Here is an 18,696-nt window from a genome sequence, read left to right as displayed (position 1 = left end):
TCAGAAGTTGGTTGAGCAACGCCTTTAACATTAATATATGCTCCAGGACGTCGCTTATTCTGCGTTTTCCATGTTCCGCCTGCCATTTAAATACCCCCTTTAAATTTCTTAATTGCTGCTTGCAATTCTTCAATCGTGTATGTCTTACCATCTTCTAAAACAGTACGTAAGATGTCCTTATCAACGGTTGCAAACAAGTTACTATTAAGAATAGCTTTCTTCGTAAACCTGTTTTCTTGCTTAGTAATAGTGCTAAACGGTTTTTCCTGCACTGTTTCAGTTTTTGACTCCGCCATTTACATCTACCTTTCTTTGTTTAATCGTTCTATCTTGCTTAATTGCCCATGTCCAAACCTCAAATTTGACTTCTAACACAGTGTTAGCTGTATCAATTTCAAATTCGCGATTATGAATACTGGCAAAATTAGTTAATTGCGTAAAATTGTTTAGCAGCTTATCTTCCACACGCTCCATATCTGCATTGGGGTGATCAGGATCAGGAAAATATACTAATTGATAGTGATATTTTCGGTCTTGATTCTCAAATAACAATGATGCAGTTGCAGTTAAAATTTTTTGAATAAAAAAAGACGGCTCCTGAAAGTTGCTGTCTTGGTTCTCTGTATAAATTACTGCGTCTGGAAAAATTGCTGCTATTTCGCCTGCTATTCGTTTTGTAATCGTCATGATAATAAGTTCCTAAACTTAACTAACAATGGTGTAATTAAGAATGGCAATTGACTTTCAATCTGGTTCTTGGACTTTTCCATGAAGAATTGTCCTGGTACCCAACTGCCACCGCCACGAGTTCGGTGACCGTTCTCAACGAAGGATGCATATTCAGTGTTGTTACTGAGTTTCATGCTCCAGCTCATGCCGTCATAGTGCGGGCCAGCTACAGTCCAAGAGCGCCTTAAATTGCCAGTATCAACTGGCGTATTAGCTTTGAACTGCTTGAGTGACTGCTGACCAATTCGGCCAGCACTCTCGCCAATTGCTTGTTTAAGCTGGCCACCATTTACGACATTCGTAATCTTGTCAGTGAATGCCTTGAACTCAGCATCATCAACCGTTCCCAAACTCATGCTTTCTCATCCCTCACCATTGCTAGTTCTTGATGACTAGCATAACCGGTATAGCCTTTGCTGGCTCGCTTATACTGAACCGTTTTGCCATTTACATCAGTTACATTGATACGACTACCTGCTGGAATATCTATGCCTGTTCTAATCAGCAATTCTGCATCATATTCATCAGTACCGAAAAACGATTGTGTGCTGGCTTTTTGCCCTTTTAAGATAACTTTGCATGGCTCATCAGATACAATCGTCACGGTTTCGCTATCAGTGATAGCGCCATGCTTAATTGTTCGTTTGCCAGTAATCGTTGCTTTATCATACCAAAGCAGTGGTGCTGCTCTGGTCAGTCCGCCAAACATACTCATTGTGGTGGTAACCTCCTAAATCTGTTCAATATCGAGCGATAATCATCGCTGATGGCATTAACTACCTGCAAATCTTTATAGACCTCGCTTGGTTGCTTAAACGTAACTGAAACATCGCCCTCGGTGATTGAACCCACGTTGCTGTCGTCCTGCTGACTGTTAAGCCAGCCGTGAGTATCAAGCAATTGTACAGCTAGACTAACAATTGTGCTGCATAGCTCCGCTGGTAGCTCGTCAATCGGTGTATTGCAGTAAGTAGAAACATCATTGACTGCTTTCTCAATCGTAAAGTCAACGGTGCTGTCATAGCTAGGATTATTGTCACTATTGGGTAGCAGCAGTTTAGTCTTCTTAACTACGTCATCGTATTTGGAGTAGTCTTTGTAGTCCATTCAGGCCACTTCCTAACTACTTGCTAGACTTAGTTGCCGTCTTCTTTGTGTCATCTGTCGAATCTTCTTGCGTACTTGGTGCAGCTGATTCACTTGAAGGTGTGCTTGGCGTTGATACAATTGGTGCATCTTTAACCGTAGCAACCAATACTTTACTTGCATTCTGCATATATGGTGCTGAAATTTTTGACGCATAAATGCTATTAATTTGTTTCGACACATCACGTGTATTTTCTACAAGCAAATCGCGCTTGTTATAAATCTTAAATGCACGTCCAGTATTGAACTCAGTAATCTTGCCATTTTCGTCTCGATCACTGTTAGCTTTAATGTCATCACTGCCAGAATAGACAACTACAACTTTACCCTTAGCCATCTTGTCAGTAGTAACAACAGAAGCACCGAGTGCTAACGGCACTGCACCACTAACAACCAATTGCGCACCTGTGTCAGAACCACGTGTGTAATCACGTACAGCACGGCTAATTTTAAGCGCATCTGCTGGATTGGCAATAATTGTGTAAGCTGGGCTTCCACTCTGTGTACCGAACGTTGCTCGGAAAGTATCAATCCCATCAATACTTAGCGGTACATTTGATAATGTGTTGCTTGATGTGAGTGCAGCCGCCAGCAGTTTGTCATCAATTCCTTGTGCAATCGCATTTGTTAACTGATTAACTGCTTGCTGAACTGCAGCACCAACCGAATTAAGAATTGCTTCATCTGTAAGTTGTACTCCTAAACCAATTTTAGAAACCTTTGTTGTCGTGAAGCCTTGCTTCAATTGCGATACCGGAATTGCTTCGCCTTCACCTACATCTTGCGCACCACCAATCGTGCCCCAGGTTGGTACCGTCACAGTATCTCCCGGCTTACCAACTAATGTGTTATCAACATCAGCTAACGGCAAGAATGCCATTTGTTTTGTATATCCATTTTCAATAATCGGAGCTAAGACTTCTGGGTCTAAAAACTCTTGCGTTGTTGTTAAATCTGCCATATTTTATTCAATTCCTTTCTTGAATTCTTCATTTTCTCGTTCAAAAAGTTCTGGGTTATCATGTTTCAGTTGAACGCGCTCAACAAGTGATAGGTCTTTAAATGCCTTGGTATTAGTTGCAGGGCTGCCGCCAGCTGGATTATATGGTTGTGTGCTGCCTTCATCAAATAGGTAAGCATCACTCTTTTTAATTGCAGCAATTTGCTCATCTAAGCCAATCAATTCACCTTTATCGTTTAACTTAATATCGTCCATATTCAGCAAACCTTTAATTGCCTTAGGATTGCGTACCTTATCAGCTGTCAGAGCTTGATTGATTGCATTGGTCAGCTTAGTCTGACTTAATTGCTCATTAAGCTGCTCGGTATCTTGCTTATACTTGTCTTGCAGCTCCTTAAGCTGACCAGAAACATCATCATTGTCCCTGACTTGCTTCTTTAGCTTGCCCAAGTCTTTATCTCTGTCAGCAATTTGTTGCTTCAAGCTCTCGTTTTCCGTACTAAGCTCCGCAGATTTTCCTTTAGCTGCATTAATATCTTCGCCATTCATCGACATAACCTTGTCAATGACTTCTTCACTCAAACCTAATTCTTTTAAACTATCTCTTTTCATAACTGCTCCTTTAACATCTTTTTACGAGTTGACTTCTCGCAAGGGTATAAAAAATAAGCCTTTTTATGCCATGCTCAGGGCAAACAAATAGCGGTTAGTAGATTTTACTAATCGCTATTTACACATATCTTACTATTCCGTTCTTATCAGGCTTCTCATCCATTGCTTGCATGTATTCAACATATTCGTCCTTAGCCCATTGAGGTGCTTTTGGATTAATACCGTCATCAGTCCAATATTTAAGTCCCTTAGGTTGACCTATCATTCTAACTTCCTCCTTCTAAAGATTTTCATCTTCAGGAAAGCCGTACAATTTATTAGCTTCTTTAATTTTCTGTCTTATTTTTTCAGCGTGTTCATTATGATAAAAAGAATCAGGTAAAGCTTTGACTTGTCTTATAAGATCTTCATGTTTTTTCTTTTCTTCTTCAGTTTGTGGATGATCCCTACCGATTACTTTTCCACCAAGAGGCATGTGCCATCTTAAACCAGAATATGGTTCTTCATCAGTCAATTTCATCAACCTCCAAAAAAATCTTATTATCTTTCAGATAACCATCTAACACTTTAAACTTAGTTCCTCGCTTAAATAATACTTCTTTTTCAGCTTCAAGTCCATATCCAGCTAAGTCACGACCATTCTTATGATGTTTAACAATAATTTGTATATTATCATCAGAAGCGTAAACCCCTTTACTTGCTGATGTATAGCTTGGTTCTTCTACTATTTTCCCAGGCTGCCATTTTTTTAAAAATCTTATGATATCTTCTTCATTAAATAACTCTATTGAACGCTGTAATTGCTTATCAGATTTATATTTAGGCAAGTTGTTTAAAGCGGAATCAAGTTTCTTCATAGTCGCTTTATCAAAACTATCAAGTTTAATACCACGCCTAAGTTTATCATTTATTTTATACGACCATGAAGACAGATAGCTATTCAAGCCCTGTTTTTCATCAAAGGTAAGTTTAGCTTTCTTAATCTGATTACGTTGAGCTTGCTCTGTAGGTATAACTTTAGCTTGATCTGATTTATTAAGGACTTCCAAAGCCATTTTTTCGAATTCCTGTTTAAAAGCAAGAGCCTGTTTACCTGGCGTTGGACCATAAGCTTCTGTCATAATTTCAGCAAATGCTTCAACATGACTATGCTGCTTTTCTAAAGAGCTTTCTGCATATCTTCCTATTGCTTTTACATCAATAGGATTGCCTTCATTTGCTATTCTAGTAAATAATTCATCAGAAAAGCCTTTCCCCATGAGTTTAGACAATTGCCTATCTATATGATGACAAAATTCATGCAGCATTATATGATTTGCATCTGCATTATCTGAGAACCAATGAGATTTTACGTTTGCTTCAACTGTTCTCTTTAAATATTCACTGTCTTTAAAGAATAACGTATTCAAGCCAAATTCAACCGGCGTGTAGTCATGGACATAACTTGAATACCAAGCTATTGTATTCCCCATTTTTGACTTTGGATAAGCATGCAAAACAGGTATCTTATCAGGAAACGCACTATATAGATCTTTGAACTGATCAATTGTCTTTATAGTTTCCTTCAAAGCAATATTAGATAATTTAGTTCTACTTGTCTCTTCAAATTGCATCCCATAATTGCTACTGATATAGTTACGCAGCTCATCATTAGTAGCTTTGTCGATATCAATACCCAATGGCTTAGGCTTAAACAAATCGGCAGTATACTTTTGAGATGTTTGCTCTTCAGTAATAGGCTTAACTGGCTTAGATAGATAATCTTTGTATTTCTTTATCCAATTAAAAACAGAAGATTGTTGCTTTTCATCGCCCTTATAATATTCGCCAAGTGTGTCTTTGACATCTTCATCATCCCAACGCGCCATTTTGTCTAATGATTCAGAACCTAATGTGCGTCCTTCTGGCGATTCAAAACTAATCTGCTTACCAAACATATCAGAATCAGAAACTCTAATATGTTTTGGCCACTGCGTCTTGTCCATTGGATCAAACTTAGATTCTGGTGCAACGCCATCAACATATTGCTTCTTCCAATCTTGAAAGCTCATGCTATCGACTAACTTGCCTTTGCCAGTTTTTGGGTCACGCATCCAGCGTGTTTCAATGTCTGGCAGTGTATTGTCATACGGTACAGTTGTGCAACGACAGTAAGGATGAATTAGTGGGTAATTCTCACCGTCAATTCTATCCTTAACATTAAAAATCTTGCCATCTAAATAACCACACTGCTCGCAGGTATGCGACTCAAGTGTGGCCATATATTCGTACTGTTCAATTTTCGAATCTTCATAAAACTCAGCTGTTGCGTTCTCAGCAGCGTGTCCCATTTCCGTAACAACTAACCGATGAATCTGATTGTTCGTAACATCAGCAAATCGATCTTTGAGCATTCTTGTAACTCGATCAGCAGAATAACCAAGCAATGTTCCTCTTAGCAAAGCGTCTGTCAGTTGGTTAGGCAAAACATCATGGTAATTCTTCCAAATTCTCTTAGAAAAGTTACTACCTTGCCAGGGCTGATTAGCAATTTGCTTTAATTGCGTTTCGTTAAAGTGTGTGAAATCAATGCTGAAGCCATTATGCGAATCCTGCCAATTATAATTCTGATGCAGGTAAGTGTCTTGAAACTGGTTTGCTAACGCGTCCCCCATTCTGTCGGACTCTTTGTCCGCAAATTTACCACCTAATTCCTGCAGTTGCTTGTTAATGTCCTGTAAACGAGCAATTCTGCTCTTGAAATACTCGTTGTCTAACTCTTTATCAAAGCCGCCTGCCTTAGCCTTCTCTTCAAATTCTTTAAGAGTCATCTGCCAGTTAGTCGTATTGATATGAGCTAGTAACTTTCTTGCACTAGGCACATCAATGTCATTGTTTGCTGCATAACGTGCCAGGAACTTGTCAATTTCTTTTTGAATCTCATTAAACAACATCTTCATTCTACTACGAAGTGCTGCTTCATAGTCTGTGGCATTGTCTAACTGTCGTTGTTTTAACTCAAGCTGTCGGTTCTTCCAGTAATTTCTAGTCTTCCTTGTCGTCATCTGGACCACCGTTTAACTTACCAGGCTTATCATGCTCATCATCACTAGCATATGGATCACCTGCAGCAATATCTTGCTTCTGGTCTTTCAGTTCTTGCTGCCAATCATCAACTAACGGATTGTTCTTTGCAATTGCTTCCTTACTGGTGTAATTTGCCAGCTGAGCAATTGTTTGCGCTTGTGTTAAATCATCTTCAACCTGTGTTCTCGTCCATGTCTGCGTGATTTTACGCCCTTCTGGATTAGATAAATTCAGATAGTTCATGATTGCCCTAACTAATTCGTTAATTGCATCTCTGAAATGTGTCTCAGTATTAGCTGCTTTCATTTCCAAATGTGAATACAACATTTTGATAGCTACACCACTCGCATTAGTTGATTCAAACTTGCTAGGGTCAACTCCTTGACCATAAAGGAATATGTCTTCACGAGTGATTTTCAGTGCATCATCTCGAGCTTCTGTTGGTATATCAATCGTCAGCTTATCAACGCCAGACTTGTCACCCAAACCATCATTTTCAAACTTTATAGCACTGTGCTTTCGTAAATCAGCCATAAACTGATCTAAGTCAGCCTTACCAAAGTTAGTCAGAACTAATATTACTTGCTGAACATCGTCAAGGTCATTCAAGAAGCCATTGTAAATGTCATCGTAGGCATCAATCAGACCTTTGTATTTCAACAAATCAGGTTGTTGATACTTATTCTTTGGGAATGCAATAAATGGCACACGTCCTAGCTCATGCTTGTAAACATTACTCTGACCTGTTTCATAGCCGGCTGTCATGTCGTAACTAGTAAAGCAATTGTACGGCTCCAATTCGAATCGATCTGCATTATCAACTTCTCTATATACTTGGCATTCTTTATCTGTCCAATACTCATGAATATTGAAATACTTACCTGTATCAGGGTCCAACTGCCGATAACTGCGAAGCACAGCTAATAACTTGCGATTAAGCTCAGTCGACCATATCGGTGTTATCTGACTAGGTTCAATCACACCATATCTGAAATTACCGTCTTCATCTATCCAATAGTGCAGCCATGCAAGACCAGCATTAGCTGCGTCAATGACCAGCTGGTTCAAGGCTAAATTAAAATTATCGCCTAACACTGCACTAACTTTATCGCTATCTGCCTGACTGCCTACATCAATCTGTGGTGCTACTGTAGCTACATAACCTGCTTCTTGGTTAACTAATAGTTGATGAAAGTTTGAACTGACACGGTTATCTGCGTGCCTTAATGGCTCGTCCTTGCCGTCTTTATTCATCTCAGACTTGCCTCTGTTCTTGTTAGTAATATCATTCTGCGTCTTGTAATAGCGTAACGATTTCTCATAATCTGCAGTAAAACGGGCTCGTTCTTTTGCAGTGCCCAATATTAATTCTTGTACTGCCTTTATTTCCAAGGTACATAACCTCCTCTCTTCATTGCTGTTCTCATACCATATCTGACTGCATCAATTGTATGGTCGTTACCGTCTGGATACTTTTCGATGAAATTCCCCATACCATCACGTTGATATTCATAGCCTTGAAACTCCCTTGCTGCGTTAGGGCATGCTCTAGGATCAATTACAATCTCAGATAAGCCTTGCAGCCACTTATAAGTAAAGTCACGACTCCCAGGGCCTTTCTTAACGCCCACAACATTCAAGCCTAAATCACGCAATTCTCCAATTGCATCAGGTGAAGCTGAGTCCGCTGAGATCATTTCATTCCTTGGATTTAACGGCTTAATCTTTGCAGCAGCTTCACGACTCAACATTTGCGTTTGATAAATTTCATCAAGCAGGAATATCCGCCGCCTATTTGGCTCATAGGCAATATCCAGATATGCTGTTGGGTCCTTAGCATAACCAAAGTCCATGCCGTGATAAAAGTCATCAAAGTTAGCACGTTCTTCCTGCGTAATAACTCGGATAGTAAGATTGTCAAATACCTCCGCACCTGTACCAGTTACTTCACCCAAATATTCGTGCTGATAGGCTTTTTCATTATCATGTTTGAGCTGTTCAGCGTCAGCAATAAACTCTTTACCAAGCCATTCTTGCGGGACTGAGCGGTAATCAGACGAATGTACTAATGTATCTTTTCGTAAACTTTGCTGTTCTGTTGCTTCGTTGACCCAATTACGCTGACTAGCTGGTGGGTTATAGCTGCTAAACGTAACAATGCCGCTGCCACCTCTGTTAAGTGACTGGTTAATGTTACGTATCTCTTCCATGCCCTTGAAGTCACTGATTTCTTCAAAGTGCTTGAATTTCGTGTAGCCATGTCTAAACTTCTGCGACTTAATCTTTTGCGGCTTGTCAGCACCTTTAAAACGTATTTGCTGACCTGTCGGTAAATATGTTAGCTGCATTGGACTGGTTGAGCTTGCCCAGTAATCAGCAACGCCTAGCTTGTCAATCGCCCACAGATATTGGTCAAATACCGAATCACGTAGCGTTGCAGCAACCTTACGAATAACCACTGCATTGGCTTCTGAGTCTTGCATCATGCCCAGGATAATTACGAGCGAAACAAAAGAGGACTTGGTCGAACCACGTCCTCCTTTTAGCCAATAATTAGCATATTTATGATGCTTTACATCTTGATAGACCGAATAAAAAGACGGCGCAATTAGCTTTGTTAGTCTAACTGTCATCGTCTTCGTTCTTTTCTTCGTCTGGTACATCGTCAATAATCTTTACTGGACTTGCTATATTCGCATTAACCTCATGCTTCTCTGTCCACATTGCTGACCGCTTGCCTAGCAGTTCTGCTGCTTTAATCCTGTCTCTTGCACCAACTGGAACATCTTTGTAAATTCCTTTAGCAGTTGCCACGTCTTCGACCTGTTCGCCTCGCATGACAGATGACAAATACTCAAGTATTTCTTGCTGATCAGCAACTTTATCGCCAGAAACTTTCTTCTGCAATTTTTGCAGGTATGTCGAAATTTCAACTTTCTTCAAGTTTTGTTGTCCAATCGAATAGGCTGTTTTTTTCGAATACCCAGCCTTTCTCGCTGCGTCCGTAGCGTTTCCCGAAATAATATACTCTTCTGCAAATCTCTTTTGTTTAGCAGTTAAACTCAATATTTATCATCTCCTTTCAAGCTAACTTGCTAAGTATTTATCTATGTTTTCTTTGATTTTCTTAGAAAAAGCAGCATTTTCCTTACTCATTTTCTGAAATTCTTTGTCACGATCTGTCATGACCTTGCTTGTTTCTTCATCGAATTTATCAAAATCAGTTGCATCATTCGCTACACATTTTTTTATTTGACTTATTAGCTCTTCTGCTATTTTTGCAGCATTTTTAAAATTAATACAATCTTGTGGTGCATCGCATTTTTTCACTTCATCAGCTGCAAACATCGTTGTACGATTTTCTTGATCATCATAATAATTAACAACCAAAAAATTATTAATAAGTTCTATACTTGTTGCTGAATTACACGTAAATTCTTCAATACCATTTTTAAGTTTAATTGTTACTTTTCCCATTTTTAGACTTCCTTCACAAGCTCATATGTTTTCTTGAAAATGTCAGGCTTGCATGGATAAAGCTCACCATTTACGCCTTTAATGATGTAATCACCTACATTAGCAATCATCATGCCTTCAAGTGTTTCAATTTTCAGCACCGGATGCTTCGAATCTTTATAATCAACTCTTACCGGATCAAGTCCTAACTCATCTTGCAATTTGTTCATTACATCAACATCGTCTAAAAATTTAACTGCATCGATAACTACGGGTTTCTTTCTATATTTCATAATTATTTTTCTCCAAACAAAAGACGGCTGATTAAACCGTCCATAGCTATTAAGAATTATGCTAGAGGCTGGACTCGAACCAGCGACATAAGGTTTGGTTACCTCTTTGCTCTACCGACTGAGATACTCTAGCAATAGCAATGGCAGGAATCGAACCTGCATTATAGCTGACATAGCTATCCTCGTACCTAACGCACTGCTGCCTTTTGTATTTGCACAATTTTTTCGCCTGTCAAAGCTGCTTTTCCATCACCGCTTCGACAATACCACTATACCCCCTTATGGCTCCATGTGTTCGCCACCGTTTCGCCAGGCTTTCGCCACCAAATCTCCACCGTTTCGCCACCTTAAGCAAAAAGCCACGAGAATAATCCCGTGACTTTTTTATTTACTCGGCATGTACGCTATTAACACCGAATTGCTATCTCGCTCACGTTTGACACTCTTAATAAATAAATACTCGCCAGACAGAATAAAACTGAAAACATCCCGTTTTACCTTTTCAAAACAATCATCATAGATAAGCAAGGTGTGCATTAATTGTCCTCCTTATCCACGCCTTGTTTCGCTTCATCAAATGAAATTGTCTTGTCTTGATCATCTGAGTTTTTATCTATTGACACATAATCGTCATCGTCAGGCTCATCAAACAGGTCACCTTGCCCGTCTGGAACCTCGCCATTGTCATCAATCATTTCCTGTTGGCTTGCTTCTAACTGGAAACTTAATCCGCCAGCCTGTGCAATCTCACTTAGTTGGTCCAGTGACATATCTTGTGCGTCTGCAGTAACTGTGATAGTTACCGTACCGTCTTGCGCCTTAAAATTTTTGATCTTACCGTTAAAATCTAACGTTTTACCTGCCATGTTGTTCTCCTTAATTTAAAAAACGCCCATTTTTTGATTTAACAAGCTGATATTTACTCTCTTAATTCAAAAAAGAGCAATTTTTTGATTATCTACCATGCTTTATCTAGTTTTTTTGTTCCTAATACTACATATCCATTTTGCTGCTTATAGTCAGTCACAAAGGTTACTTTTACAAATAATGAGTGTCCTGTATATCTTTTATTCTCATACTCTCGCAGCCGTAATATATCGCCCACTTTGAATTTTTCTTCATGATCGTCTTTTCTAATTTCGAATTGCTTTGAACCGTCTATTTGAGCTTTAAAATATTTAGGCTCAATTTTTAGTTCAAACATTTTAGGAGCAGGCTTACAGTAGTCCCACCAGAATTTAGTAATGCCTATAACATCTATAATTTCGCATCCAATAAAATGCTTTCTTTGCAGTTTCTCTAAGTCTTTAAAGGTAAAGGGATCTGGCGTTGGCCCATAAAGCCAAGAACCTTCAATTTTTAATTCATGTTCACTATCAAATCGTGCGACTATTTTACCGTTATCAAAAATACGTTTTTCTTCAGTCATCAACTGGCACCTTCTCGCAATCTTCAAGATGATATTTTTTAATTTCAGAATCGGTAAAATGAAATGAATCGTCATCTCTAGAGCTTAAACTTGCAACAATACATGTAGAATCGCCACACTTACCAATTTGATACCAAGAACTGGGATAAGTATGTGGTACCTTTACATACCATTTCTTTTCTGGAACTCCAAACTTATCCCAAAAAGTACTTACTCCCCCAGTAAACTGAATCAAGCACTTTAATTGCTCAGATACTTTATTGCCTAGCGCATAACTCTCAAATTCATCTTTGGTCATAGGTAAAGCATATCTATTACTTTCCCTACCCATGTTCAATATTTTGTTTTCAGATCTATAAACTTTCACACCATTTTGCTCAATGGTTCTTTTTTCTTCACTCATCGCTATGCCTCATCCTTATTTAATAAGCCTAAAATTTCATTCGTATCATCAACAACATCAGATACCAAGTCGCTTAATAATTGATGCGCACTAGCATTCTCACTAAGTTCCATCTTAGTACCAGCCTCAATCGCTTTATTTTGTAATTCGTTAAGCTTAGTAATTACTTTTTTATCCATTATTCTTCTCCATATTCATTTCACACTGTTTAAAATATAATTTTCCAGCTCTTTCGCGGCTTTATTAAAGGCTCTAATGTATCTATCCAAGCAAGCCTGACTGCAAAATATCATTGTGCCTTTTCTAATAGCACTAAAGTTAACTAACCTTCTGCATACACTACAATATTCATATTCAGTCATGCTATGCCTCAAATTCTGTAACTACTACCTCAACTCGTGCAGGCTCGCCATACAGTTTGGTTGTTTTACCAGCGATAACTTGCTTATCATCTAAATAAAGCCCCTCAGCTTTAACAACTCGCTTTCTAGTTGCCTTGTTTACGCCAGATAAAGGATTCATGCCATCAAGAACTATCTTCTCGATGTTGTCCTTATCTGGCTTTTTTGTCGGTCTTTCAAGTCCCGCTAAACATCTTCTCTTTTTCTTCTTAGAAAAATATTTAGGTATCTTGAAATACGCCTTTATGTCGACTACCACAGGTACAGTAATCATTCGCACTTGTCTAGTAGCAGCTTCGCGAACTCTAGCTTCATAGTCCTTTGTTTCTTGTGGCGTATAAATGTGGATATGACCTCCCCTTATGGTTGCTCGCGGACGTTGCTTGCCAAACGGGTCCCCCATGATCGTAAATTCATACCGTTTCAATTGGTTTCTTCTTTCTTGTATACATGCAAGTCAGGGATGCGTGTGCCGAAGCGATATGCCCAAACCTCAATTCTGTCGGCGAATTCACATAGTGCGTCCTGCTTCTTGTTGTAATAAGCAGTTTCGGACAATTGCAGTCTGTCTTGAACCTGCCAATTCTCCAAATCTTGAATGTACAAACCATGTAGTATCGTTTTGTTACGTACCCCACGATTGATATTTTCGCGACAGTTATCTATCGCCTTGATAATAGCCATACACTTGTTCTCGCAATCCAGAATCAACATCATCTTGCTTTCAGCACTATTGCCTCCATGACTGCTCACTCCTGTCGGGTCTAACTGTGGTGAACTAAGGTCAGTCTTATGCATACCAGCCTTATCAAGATAGTGGACAAAGGTTTTAGTCAAAAAGCTGCTTACTTTTTCAGCTGTTTTAACTCTGTCAATGTCCAGCTCCTCTAACTCATTGAATTCCACAATCACAACCCCTTTACTTATTACTTAACAAAAATCGTTTCGTTGTTGCCCTTAACCATATAGTTGTCGCCTCTATCAAGGTCGAACCAGTGATTGTCAAAGCGGTACAACTTAAAACCTAGCTTGCTGAATGCACGCTGATCTGCTTTAAAGTTTTCACGCACTTTACCAAACGGCTTTAGATTTTCTAACTGCTCCAGGAAAAACGGACAGCCATACGGGTCAACTAACATATAGCTAAACTTAGGCTTTAGCTCTAGACGGCGTTCCTTCATAACAGCAGATATTTTTCTGTAGTCAACTTTAAGTTCTTCTTCAACTTCCCTGACACCGTACCCAATTTCGATATATCGGGCAATACTGTCAGCACTTTTACTATCTGGATTCATAATCAGAATTATCTCGTTCAGCTTGCGAATGTCGTCAGCATTGCCGCTCTTTTCAACTTCATCTAAATTGTTGTCATACCGGTCCTCAAGATAGTGAAGCTGGTCCCAGGGGATTTTAGTTCTAGTCATCTTTAATGACCTCCAAGTTGGGAATATCTGCGTCGTACTTAATCTTTTGAACCTCAAGCGCTTTTGCAAATTGGCACAATGCCTGTTGCTTTAAGCGACCATAATTTGTCTTGGCATATCCTACTTTTTGCATTACTTTCCAGTCCTCAAGTTCATCCAGATATACTTCAGACAAAATTGCTTTAAATGGTTGCTTAGGCTTGTTAGGCAAGCTATCTATTGCCTGATATACTGCTTTGCACTTGTTCTGCATATTGTAGATATGCTTCATTTTTTGTTCTGCGCTGTTTCCGTTATGCGAAGCAATGCCAGTCTGGTTTATTTGACTTGTCTTTAAGTCGGTACGATGGTACCCTGCTTCAATCAAATAATCAGGGAAAACAGTTTGAAAAAAATTTCGTACATTCTTGGCTGTCTTTACATTATCCAGCTTTGTAATTTCTATTTCTTCACTCATCAGCTGGCACCTTCTCGCAATCTTCAAGATGATATTTTTTAATTTCAGAATCAGTGAACTTAAATGAGTCATTAGGTACACATTCGATATTTGTAATAATCATTGTAGAATCATTGCATTGACCTATTTGATACCACGAGCTTGGATAAGTATGTGGCACTTTCACATACCACTTTTTTTCTGGAACAGGGGTACCGTACTTATCCCAGAATTCGTCAATACTAATAAAGTTTATCAAGTCCCTAGTTTCTTCATAAAAATAATTTTTTATAACTTTTTTAAAAGTTGATTTAGTAACTGGCGTTGGTGCCATTCCACACCTTTCCCAATCCCACCATTGCATTGGTTCATTATAGAAAAGTACATATCCATTCTTACTAAATATTCTTTTTTCTTCAGTCATCATTCTGTTCCTAACTTTCTGCCACACCAAGGACAGTAATCAACTAAAAATTCCATAGTACTATTGCCATAGCTTGAATATATTTTAATCTGCGCAAACATTTTTCCATTCTTATCTTTGCGTCTATGCAATCTAACCAGTCCACTTAAATCATCATCTTCGCCATAAATTGCCGCATTGTCTTGACAGTATTCACATTTGCTCTTTGCCATTGTTCCTTATCTACTCCCGCCAAACAGTCCTCGAGCTAATCTAGTGTTAAAGTCCTGATTAACCCAAGCATTATCAAAATCAAAGCAAAAACTGGTGCTACACTCCTTAGTACAAAAGTAATAAGTTTTACCTTTAAATGAGACTTCCCAGTTCTTTCTTGCAAATTCTCTACCACAGTAATCACAAATATTCATAATATTGCTCCTTACATAAGGTCAGCTAATTGTTTAATAGCTTTTGCTTTTTTAGCTTTTGCTAAATCATATTCCGTTTGCCAGCGTATATCTTCTGAAGAGCCCGCATCTGTAAAACGTATGTCTGACCTACATTCAGACATAATCTCATTCATGTGTGCAATAGTTCCTCTTAGTGAACGCTTTTGAAAATTTCTTTCCTGATAATCCATAGTATCGCTCCTTAAAATGGCAAATCATCGTCACTGATGTCAACCGTATCGCCACTACCTGCGAATGGATCTCTACCACCAGACTGATTATTAACACCATTACCATTGTTATTTGGCGTGTAACCGCCTTGCTGTCCTTGATTGCTATTCTTTGAATTAAGCAGCGCAATCTGATCTGCAATAACTTCGGCTACATAAACTCTCTGTCCATTCTTGTCATCGTAGTTTCTAGTTTGAATACGACCGTCAACTCCCAGCATTGAACCCTTGTGGCTGTACTGGCTGATAATTTCTGCCGTCTTCTTCCACGCTACACATTGAATAAAATCGGCATCACGTGAGCCGTCTTGGTTTTTGAAGTTTCGGTCAACTGCCAATGTGAATGACAAAACGTTTGCTCCACTTCGAGTCGTTCTTAATTCTGGGTCCCGTGTCAGGCGACCAACTAATACTGTCCGGTTAATCATCTACTCCATCTCCATTACTGTGTCACTCAGCTTAACTGGAACGGCTCCAGCTTCGATTAATTTCTTTCTTGCTTCAACTACACTCGTTGCTATGTCAACGCCTCTGTGAGTGCCCACATCAACCGTTACCACAATGTAGATATAACCCTCTAGTCCCTGCTTGACTACTTCAACCAATTCGTAGCACTTTCCGTCCTTAGCCTTGTAGGCTTTAATTTTCTTATTATGCATTTACTATCTCTACTTTCTTTCCTAACTGGAAACCACTCAACATAAACTTGGGTTCGCTTTCATCATTACAAACAATAATGCCGCCATCTTGCATGGCCTGTTTAGCCCAATAGCTAGGATTGTTCTCATACACCCATTCGGGTATCTCGCACATGCTGCTCATGTTACAGTCCCCGGCGTTTATCTCTAATTTTGCTAAAGTCAATCACGTGCCCTGCTCCGCCTTCTTGCATACGGCTAACAAGCCTTGAATGGTATGTCTTGTAAAGATCGTCCATGCTCAGATTAGTTGTTGTAATAATGCGCTGATTGCTTTCATAAATATCAAAAATCGTATCTTGCACAAAGCTAGTCGCTTGACTGTTGGCGCTCTCTGCACCCAAATCGTCCAAGACTACCAGGTCTGCTTTGTGAACCAATTCAGCCACATGTTTAGGTGACCAAACCTGAGTCTTGTCGCCAAACCAATTCTTCATCTCACGAATTAGCTTATTTACGCTTAAGAATAAGCACCTTTGCATTGGTTCTGCGTTGTCGTTTACGGCGTTGAGTATAGACATAGCTAAGTGAGTTTTGCCCGCTCCTGCGTTACCGTAGAATAAGCAGTTAAACTTCTTATCAGGCTGTTTAAGATACGTACCAGCAACTTGTCTAGCAGCCTGCTTGGCATAGTGTTCACTTGTTCCTGTGTTGCTTTTGAAAGTCGCAAACGTGTAGCCAAAGGTATCAGCACGGTCAACCAGCGATTGTCCTTTAAGATAGCCGCGAAATCGGCTTACTTTATACTCTTCGTGCATGCGTTTATCTTGGGCATCGCGCTGCTCAATTGTGCATCTCATGCAAAACGGCTTAACCTTTTTAACGCCCTGGATATAAACAAGACTAGTTCCATGTATTGGACACACTTCGTCAGTGCGTTTAACCGCCCGATTAATTGTGCCAATCATGTTTCCCATTGAATTTGACATGACGCTCCTTTCTAGAACGGTAAATCATCTTCATCAACGTCTGGTACTGTAGCTAACATGCGTGGGTCTATCTCATGCTCTGAATTAGCAATAGGTGCCTTTTCATTGAGGTAACCCTCAAACTTAGGGCCAAATAAAGTATCCGGACGTAAATATCTGTACATCTTCTTGTCGTTAAGCCATTCTGCGCATTTGGTATCAATTACTTTCTTAAAATCGGGCACATCGAAGCCATCATTTACACGGGCGTTGATAAGACGTTGCGTAGACTTATTCGTATATTTAAAATCTCTATGCGCTTTCTTGTTTAAGTAGTCAACAACTTGCTTAAAGACTGAATTATTTTTCTGCAAAACAGGTGGTTCTGCTTTAGCAGGACTATCTATATCTTTACTAGTTACTTCTTGATAATAGTTACTATTAATATTAGTTAGTGCCGGATTTCCCGAAGTACGGTTTTTACCGTGTTCGGTGTTTTCGGCACTTTTTGGCGAATTATTGCCGATTTTACCGTGTTCGGGAAAACCGCCATCACGGTGAACATAATCCGACAAAATCCAACTTTTACCAGCAAATGAACCATCTTTATCATGCTTATTTACAATTTTTAAATAGCCGTAAGTTTGAAGCTCCTTTATGCCTGTTCTAAGTGCTTCTTCACCATCTTTGGCATGCTTAGCAACTTCTTTAAAGTAGAATTGCCAATTGTCTGATTGCCCCCACAAGTAAACAAAGATGCCTCGTGCTTTCCAACTAAGTCGGTTATCGGAAACTATTTGTTGGCTAACATTAACGTATAAGTTTCTTTTGTTTCTAAGAATTTTCACCATGCTATGCACCTGCTTCCGGGGTTTGTTCGATGTTACCGACTGCTTTACTAAGTGCTTCATCTTGGGCATCAGGTTTGCTATTAAGCCACTTCTTATGCAGTCCACGCTTATAAATCTGAGCATAGGCTAACTTACTTTCGCCGCCTAATTCGTGTAAGGTTGCCTTGCTGTCGGCTTTACCCAGCGATGCTTCTGCAAGCACCTGTACTAGCTTAACTTCGCCTCGTTTGTCAGTGATCGTGTACGCCATCAATTCATCATCAGTAAACTGCTTAGCGGGCGCTTCTTGCTTCTTTGGTGCAGCCTTTTTGCGACTAGGCTGCCGTCTTTGATAGCCACCACCAGGATTGCTGTCTTGCCCATCAGGGTCTTCGTCCCGGTCAGTAATGTTGAATAATTGTTTATAGAAATATTTTTGAGCTGACGTGCAAGCCTTTTGAACGGCTTTCTCACCGGTATCTGCGCCAGCCCCTGGCATTGCACCTACAAGCGTTTCAACGCCGTCAGTGATTGTGAAAGTGCCCAACACATACACAAAATTATTTACGCCACGGTTTTTAGTCGGCTGCTGTTCACGCTCAACAATTTCAAACTTGGGAATGATCGAAAAACCATTCTCTGACGTTACCCGTTGTACAGCTGCTTTAATTGCTGCTTCTGTTTGAAAAGAATAGCGCTGGAAGTTGTTATTTCCATCTTTGGCAATTACACCAATATCCTTGTTGGCTTTAGCAATCTTGACTGCCAGTGGCACATAGTCTTTAGGCTGCTTTTTATTTTCTTCTGCCATGTGCTTTCCTC

General features: G+C 39.5%; 33 protein-coding genes and 1 tRNA gene. All 34 read right to left on the bottom strand.

The window, feature by feature from the left end; all coding sequences use genetic code 11:
- Nucleotides 1-86: 86 nt before the first annotated feature.
- The 34 genes from PT287_RS07830 to PT287_RS07665 all read right to left on the bottom strand — a co-directional run bounded on the left by PT287_RS07830 (nucleotide 87) and on the right by PT287_RS07665 (nucleotide 18,685).
- Nucleotides 87-296: a hypothetical protein gene (locus tag PT287_RS07830; RefSeq protein ID WP_277133961.1), complete on the bottom strand. Its 210-nt coding sequence runs from the start codon at nucleotides 294-296 to the stop codon at nucleotides 87-89.
- On the bottom strand, nucleotides 277-687 hold the full coding sequence (locus PT287_RS07825) for a DUF6838 family protein (RefSeq protein ID WP_277133959.1): 411 nt from the start codon (nucleotides 685-687) through the stop codon (nucleotides 277-279). The genes PT287_RS07830 and PT287_RS07825 overlap by 20 nt, the downstream gene beginning before the upstream one ends.
- Nucleotides 684-1,085: an HK97 gp10 family phage protein gene (locus PT287_RS07820; protein WP_277133957.1), complete on the bottom strand. Its 402-nt coding sequence runs from the start codon at nucleotides 1,083-1,085 to the stop codon at nucleotides 684-686. The genes PT287_RS07825 and PT287_RS07820 overlap by 4 nt, the downstream gene beginning before the upstream one ends.
- Nucleotides 1,082-1,444, bottom strand: a complete 363-nt coding sequence (locus tag PT287_RS07815) for a hypothetical protein (RefSeq protein WP_277133955.1) — start codon at nucleotides 1,442-1,444, stop codon at nucleotides 1,082-1,084. The genes PT287_RS07820 and PT287_RS07815 overlap by 4 nt, the downstream gene beginning before the upstream one ends.
- Nucleotides 1,441-1,836 (bottom strand): hypothetical protein, encoded by a 396-nt coding sequence (locus tag PT287_RS07810; protein WP_277133953.1) that lies wholly within the window; start codon nucleotides 1,834-1,836, stop codon nucleotides 1,441-1,443. The genes PT287_RS07815 and PT287_RS07810 overlap by 4 nt, the downstream gene beginning before the upstream one ends.
- 16 nt (nucleotides 1,837-1,852) lie before the next feature.
- Nucleotides 1,853-2,836 carry a hypothetical protein gene (locus PT287_RS07805; RefSeq protein ID WP_277133950.1) on the bottom strand — a complete coding sequence of 328 codons (984 nt, stop codon included), beginning with the start codon at nucleotides 2,834-2,836 and terminating at the stop codon, nucleotides 1,853-1,855.
- A 3-nt stretch (nucleotides 2,837-2,839) separates the two neighbouring features.
- Nucleotides 2,840-3,448 carry a phage scaffolding protein gene (locus tag PT287_RS07800; protein ID WP_277133948.1) on the bottom strand — a complete coding sequence of 203 codons (609 nt, stop codon included), beginning with the start codon at nucleotides 3,446-3,448 and terminating at the stop codon, nucleotides 2,840-2,842.
- A 118-nt stretch (nucleotides 3,449-3,566) separates the two neighbouring features.
- A complete protein-coding gene (locus PT287_RS07795; RefSeq protein WP_277133945.1) occupies nucleotides 3,567-3,713 on the bottom strand; it encodes a hypothetical protein in 147 nt (48 codons plus the stop codon).
- Between the two features lie 15 nt (nucleotides 3,714-3,728).
- Complete coding sequence (locus PT287_RS07790) at nucleotides 3,729-3,962, bottom strand: hypothetical protein (RefSeq protein WP_277133944.1); 234 nt, start codon at nucleotides 3,960-3,962, stop codon at nucleotides 3,729-3,731.
- Nucleotides 3,955-6,492 carry a minor capsid protein gene (locus PT287_RS07785; RefSeq protein WP_277133941.1) on the bottom strand — a complete coding sequence of 846 codons (2,538 nt, stop codon included), beginning with the start codon at nucleotides 6,490-6,492 and terminating at the stop codon, nucleotides 3,955-3,957. Before PT287_RS07785 ends, PT287_RS07790 begins: the two co-directional genes overlap by 8 nt.
- Nucleotides 6,473-7,906 carry a phage portal protein gene (locus tag PT287_RS07780; RefSeq protein ID WP_277133940.1) on the bottom strand — a complete coding sequence of 478 codons (1,434 nt, stop codon included), beginning with the start codon at nucleotides 7,904-7,906 and terminating at the stop codon, nucleotides 6,473-6,475. The genes PT287_RS07785 and PT287_RS07780 overlap by 20 nt, the downstream gene beginning before the upstream one ends.
- Entirely contained in the window at nucleotides 7,897-9,147 is a 1,251-nt protein-coding gene (locus PT287_RS07775) for a PBSX family phage terminase large subunit (RefSeq protein WP_277133938.1), read from the bottom strand. Before PT287_RS07775 ends, PT287_RS07780 begins: the two co-directional genes overlap by 10 nt.
- On the bottom strand, nucleotides 9,137-9,583 hold the full coding sequence (locus PT287_RS07770; RefSeq protein WP_277133978.1) for a terminase small subunit: 447 nt from the start codon (nucleotides 9,581-9,583) through the stop codon (nucleotides 9,137-9,139). Before PT287_RS07770 ends, PT287_RS07775 begins: the two co-directional genes overlap by 11 nt.
- An 18-nt stretch (nucleotides 9,584-9,601) precedes the next feature.
- Nucleotides 9,602-9,991: a hypothetical protein gene (locus tag PT287_RS07765; RefSeq protein WP_277133937.1), complete on the bottom strand. Its 390-nt coding sequence runs from the start codon at nucleotides 9,989-9,991 to the stop codon at nucleotides 9,602-9,604.
- 2 nt (nucleotides 9,992-9,993) lie between these two features.
- Nucleotides 9,994-10,263 (bottom strand): hypothetical protein, encoded by a 270-nt coding sequence (locus tag PT287_RS07760; protein ID WP_277133936.1) that lies wholly within the window; start codon nucleotides 10,261-10,263, stop codon nucleotides 9,994-9,996.
- Nucleotides 10,264-10,322: 59 nt separating this feature from the next.
- Nucleotides 10,323-10,396: transfer RNA gene (locus PT287_RS07755), tRNA-Gly, on the bottom strand.
- A 251-nt stretch (nucleotides 10,397-10,647) separates the two neighbouring features.
- Entirely contained in the window at nucleotides 10,648-10,800 is a 153-nt protein-coding gene (locus PT287_RS07750; protein ID WP_277133935.1) for a hypothetical protein, read from the bottom strand.
- Nucleotides 10,800-11,129: a hypothetical protein gene (locus tag PT287_RS07745; protein ID WP_277133932.1), complete on the bottom strand. Its 330-nt coding sequence runs from the start codon at nucleotides 11,127-11,129 to the stop codon at nucleotides 10,800-10,802. The genes PT287_RS07750 and PT287_RS07745 overlap by 1 nt, the downstream gene beginning before the upstream one ends.
- Nucleotides 11,130-11,221: 92 nt before the next feature.
- Nucleotides 11,222-11,692: a DUF3850 domain-containing protein gene (locus tag PT287_RS07740; protein ID WP_277133930.1), complete on the bottom strand. Its 471-nt coding sequence runs from the start codon at nucleotides 11,690-11,692 to the stop codon at nucleotides 11,222-11,224.
- Nucleotides 11,685-12,095, bottom strand: coding sequence for a hypothetical protein (locus PT287_RS07735; RefSeq protein ID WP_277133928.1), 411 nt, complete (start codon nucleotides 12,093-12,095; stop codon nucleotides 11,685-11,687). Before PT287_RS07735 ends, PT287_RS07740 begins: the two co-directional genes overlap by 8 nt.
- 2 nt (nucleotides 12,096-12,097) lie before the next feature.
- Complete coding sequence (locus PT287_RS07730; protein ID WP_277133926.1) at nucleotides 12,098-12,274, bottom strand: hypothetical protein; 177 nt, start codon at nucleotides 12,272-12,274, stop codon at nucleotides 12,098-12,100.
- A 184-nt stretch (nucleotides 12,275-12,458) separates the two neighbouring features.
- A complete protein-coding gene (locus PT287_RS07725; RefSeq protein ID WP_277133924.1) occupies nucleotides 12,459-12,923 on the bottom strand; it encodes a RusA family crossover junction endodeoxyribonuclease in 465 nt (154 codons plus the stop codon).
- Nucleotides 12,920-13,402, bottom strand: coding sequence for an ArpU family phage packaging/lysis transcriptional regulator (locus PT287_RS07720; RefSeq protein ID WP_277133923.1), 483 nt, complete (start codon nucleotides 13,400-13,402; stop codon nucleotides 12,920-12,922). The genes PT287_RS07725 and PT287_RS07720 overlap by 4 nt, the downstream gene beginning before the upstream one ends.
- Before the next feature lie 20 nt (nucleotides 13,403-13,422).
- The gene (locus tag PT287_RS07715) at nucleotides 13,423-13,920 is read right to left on the bottom strand and encodes a hypothetical protein (protein WP_277133921.1); all 498 of its coding nucleotides are present in this window, start codon (nucleotides 13,918-13,920) and stop codon (nucleotides 13,423-13,425) included.
- Nucleotides 13,913-14,377, bottom strand: a complete 465-nt coding sequence (locus tag PT287_RS07710) for an ArpU family phage packaging/lysis transcriptional regulator (protein ID WP_277133919.1) — start codon at nucleotides 14,375-14,377, stop codon at nucleotides 13,913-13,915. Before PT287_RS07710 ends, PT287_RS07715 begins: the two co-directional genes overlap by 8 nt.
- A complete protein-coding gene (locus tag PT287_RS07705; RefSeq protein WP_277133918.1) occupies nucleotides 14,370-14,780 on the bottom strand; it encodes a hypothetical protein in 411 nt (136 codons plus the stop codon). The genes PT287_RS07710 and PT287_RS07705 overlap by 8 nt, the downstream gene beginning before the upstream one ends.
- Nucleotides 14,780-14,992, bottom strand: a complete 213-nt coding sequence (locus PT287_RS07700; RefSeq protein WP_277133916.1) for a hypothetical protein — start codon at nucleotides 14,990-14,992, stop codon at nucleotides 14,780-14,782. The genes PT287_RS07705 and PT287_RS07700 overlap by 1 nt, the downstream gene beginning before the upstream one ends.
- Nucleotides 14,993-15,198: 206 nt before the next feature.
- Nucleotides 15,199-15,399 carry a hypothetical protein gene (locus tag PT287_RS07695; RefSeq protein WP_277133914.1) on the bottom strand — a complete coding sequence of 67 codons (201 nt, stop codon included), beginning with the start codon at nucleotides 15,397-15,399 and terminating at the stop codon, nucleotides 15,199-15,201.
- Between the two features lie 11 nt (nucleotides 15,400-15,410).
- Entirely contained in the window at nucleotides 15,411-15,866 is a 456-nt protein-coding gene (gene ssb, locus PT287_RS07690) for a single-stranded DNA-binding protein (protein ID WP_277133912.1), read from the bottom strand.
- A complete protein-coding gene (locus tag PT287_RS07685) occupies nucleotides 15,867-16,097 on the bottom strand; it encodes a hypothetical protein (protein WP_277133910.1) in 231 nt (76 codons plus the stop codon).
- Entirely contained in the window at nucleotides 16,090-16,260 is a 171-nt protein-coding gene (locus PT287_RS07680; protein ID WP_277133908.1) for a hypothetical protein, read from the bottom strand. Before PT287_RS07680 ends, PT287_RS07685 begins: the two co-directional genes overlap by 8 nt.
- A 1-nt stretch (nucleotide 16,261) precedes the next feature.
- The gene (locus tag PT287_RS07675) at nucleotides 16,262-17,065 is read right to left on the bottom strand and encodes a DnaA/Hda family protein (protein ID WP_277133907.1); all 804 of its coding nucleotides are present in this window, start codon (nucleotides 17,063-17,065) and stop codon (nucleotides 16,262-16,264) included.
- Nucleotides 17,066-17,076: 11 nt separating this feature from the next.
- On the bottom strand, nucleotides 17,077-17,895 hold the full coding sequence (locus tag PT287_RS07670) for a conserved phage C-terminal domain-containing protein (protein WP_277133904.1): 819 nt from the start codon (nucleotides 17,893-17,895) through the stop codon (nucleotides 17,077-17,079).
- 1 nt (nucleotide 17,896) lies between these two features.
- Nucleotides 17,897-18,685 carry an ERF family protein gene (locus PT287_RS07665; RefSeq protein ID WP_277133902.1) on the bottom strand — a complete coding sequence of 263 codons (789 nt, stop codon included), beginning with the start codon at nucleotides 18,683-18,685 and terminating at the stop codon, nucleotides 17,897-17,899.
- Nucleotides 18,686-18,696: the final 11 nt, after the last annotated feature.

Source organism: Lactobacillus sp. ESL0679 (assembly GCF_029433515.1).
Lineage (GTDB): Bacteria > Bacillota > Bacilli > Lactobacillales > Lactobacillaceae > Lactobacillus.
Note: the sequence above shows the minus strand (reverse complement) of the source record. Positions and strands in the feature narration are given on the sequence as shown.

Excerpts from the sequence above, each read along its gene's own strand:
- PT287_RS07830 (WP_277133961.1), bottom strand. The coding sequence starts at position 296 with ATGGCGGAGTCAAAAACTGAAACAGTGCAGGAAAAACCGTTTAGCACT.
- PT287_RS07825 (WP_277133959.1), bottom strand. The coding sequence starts at position 687 with ATGACGATTACAAAACGAATAGCAGGCGAAATAGCAGCAATTTTTCCA.
- PT287_RS07820 (WP_277133957.1), bottom strand. The coding sequence starts at position 1,085 with ATGAGTTTGGGAACGGTTGATGATGCTGAGTTCAAGGCATTCACTGAC.
- PT287_RS07815 (WP_277133955.1), bottom strand. The coding sequence starts at position 1,444 with ATGAGTATGTTTGGCGGACTGACCAGAGCAGCACCACTGCTTTGGTAT.
- PT287_RS07810 (WP_277133953.1), bottom strand. The coding sequence starts at position 1,836 with ATGGACTACAAAGACTACTCCAAATACGATGACGTAGTTAAGAAGACT.
- PT287_RS07805 (WP_277133950.1), bottom strand. The coding sequence starts at position 2,836 with ATGGCAGATTTAACAACAACGCAAGAGTTTTTAGACCCAGAAGTCTTA.
- PT287_RS07800 (WP_277133948.1), bottom strand. The coding sequence starts at position 3,448 with ATGAAAAGAGATAGTTTAAAAGAATTAGGTTTGAGTGAAGAAGTCATT.
- PT287_RS07795 (WP_277133945.1), bottom strand. The coding sequence starts at position 3,713 with ATGATAGGTCAACCTAAGGGACTTAAATATTGGACTGATGACGGTATT.
- PT287_RS07785 (WP_277133941.1), bottom strand. The coding sequence starts at position 6,492 with ATGACGACAAGGAAGACTAGAAATTACTGGAAGAACCGACAGCTTGAG.
- PT287_RS07775 (WP_277133938.1), bottom strand. The coding sequence starts at position 9,147 with ATGACAGTTAGACTAACAAAGCTAATTGCGCCGTCTTTTTATTCGGTC.
- PT287_RS07765 (WP_277133937.1), bottom strand. The coding sequence starts at position 9,991 with ATGGGAAAAGTAACAATTAAACTTAAAAATGGTATTGAAGAATTTACG.
- PT287_RS07760 (WP_277133936.1), bottom strand. The coding sequence starts at position 10,263 with ATGAAATATAGAAAGAAACCCGTAGTTATCGATGCAGTTAAATTTTTA.
- PT287_RS07750 (WP_277133935.1), bottom strand. The coding sequence starts at position 10,800 with ATGCACACCTTGCTTATCTATGATGATTGTTTTGAAAAGGTAAAACGG.
- PT287_RS07745 (WP_277133932.1), bottom strand. The coding sequence starts at position 11,129 with ATGGCAGGTAAAACGTTAGATTTTAACGGTAAGATCAAAAATTTTAAG.
- PT287_RS07740 (WP_277133930.1), bottom strand. The coding sequence starts at position 11,692 with ATGACTGAAGAAAAACGTATTTTTGATAACGGTAAAATAGTCGCACGA.
- PT287_RS07735 (WP_277133928.1), bottom strand. The coding sequence starts at position 12,095 with ATGAGTGAAGAAAAAAGAACCATTGAGCAAAATGGTGTGAAAGTTTAT.
- PT287_RS07730 (WP_277133926.1), bottom strand. The coding sequence starts at position 12,274 with ATGGATAAAAAAGTAATTACTAAGCTTAACGAATTACAAAATAAAGCG.
- PT287_RS07715 (WP_277133921.1), bottom strand. The coding sequence starts at position 13,920 with ATGACTAGAACTAAAATCCCCTGGGACCAGCTTCACTATCTTGAGGAC.
- PT287_RS07710 (WP_277133919.1), bottom strand. The coding sequence starts at position 14,377 with ATGAGTGAAGAAATAGAAATTACAAAGCTGGATAATGTAAAGACAGCC.
- PT287_RS07705 (WP_277133918.1), bottom strand. The coding sequence starts at position 14,780 with ATGACTGAAGAAAAAAGAATATTTAGTAAGAATGGATATGTACTTTTC.
- PT287_RS07700 (WP_277133916.1), bottom strand. The coding sequence starts at position 14,992 with ATGGCAAAGAGCAAATGTGAATACTGTCAAGACAATGCGGCAATTTAT.
- PT287_RS07695 (WP_277133914.1), bottom strand. The coding sequence starts at position 15,399 with ATGGATTATCAGGAAAGAAATTTTCAAAAGCGTTCACTAAGAGGAACT.
- ssb (WP_277133912.1), bottom strand. The coding sequence starts at position 15,866 with ATGATTAACCGGACAGTATTAGTTGGTCGCCTGACACGGGACCCAGAA.
- PT287_RS07685 (WP_277133910.1), bottom strand. The coding sequence starts at position 16,097 with ATGCATAATAAGAAAATTAAAGCCTACAAGGCTAAGGACGGAAAGTGC.
- PT287_RS07680 (WP_277133908.1), bottom strand. The coding sequence starts at position 16,260 with ATGAGCAGCATGTGCGAGATACCCGAATGGGTGTATGAGAACAATCCT.
- PT287_RS07675 (WP_277133907.1), bottom strand. The coding sequence starts at position 17,065 with ATGTCAAATTCAATGGGAAACATGATTGGCACAATTAATCGGGCGGTT.
- PT287_RS07670 (WP_277133904.1), bottom strand. The coding sequence starts at position 17,895 with ATGGTGAAAATTCTTAGAAACAAAAGAAACTTATACGTTAATGTTAGC.
- PT287_RS07665 (WP_277133902.1), bottom strand. The coding sequence starts at position 18,685 with ATGGCAGAAGAAAATAAAAAGCAGCCTAAAGACTATGTGCCACTGGCA.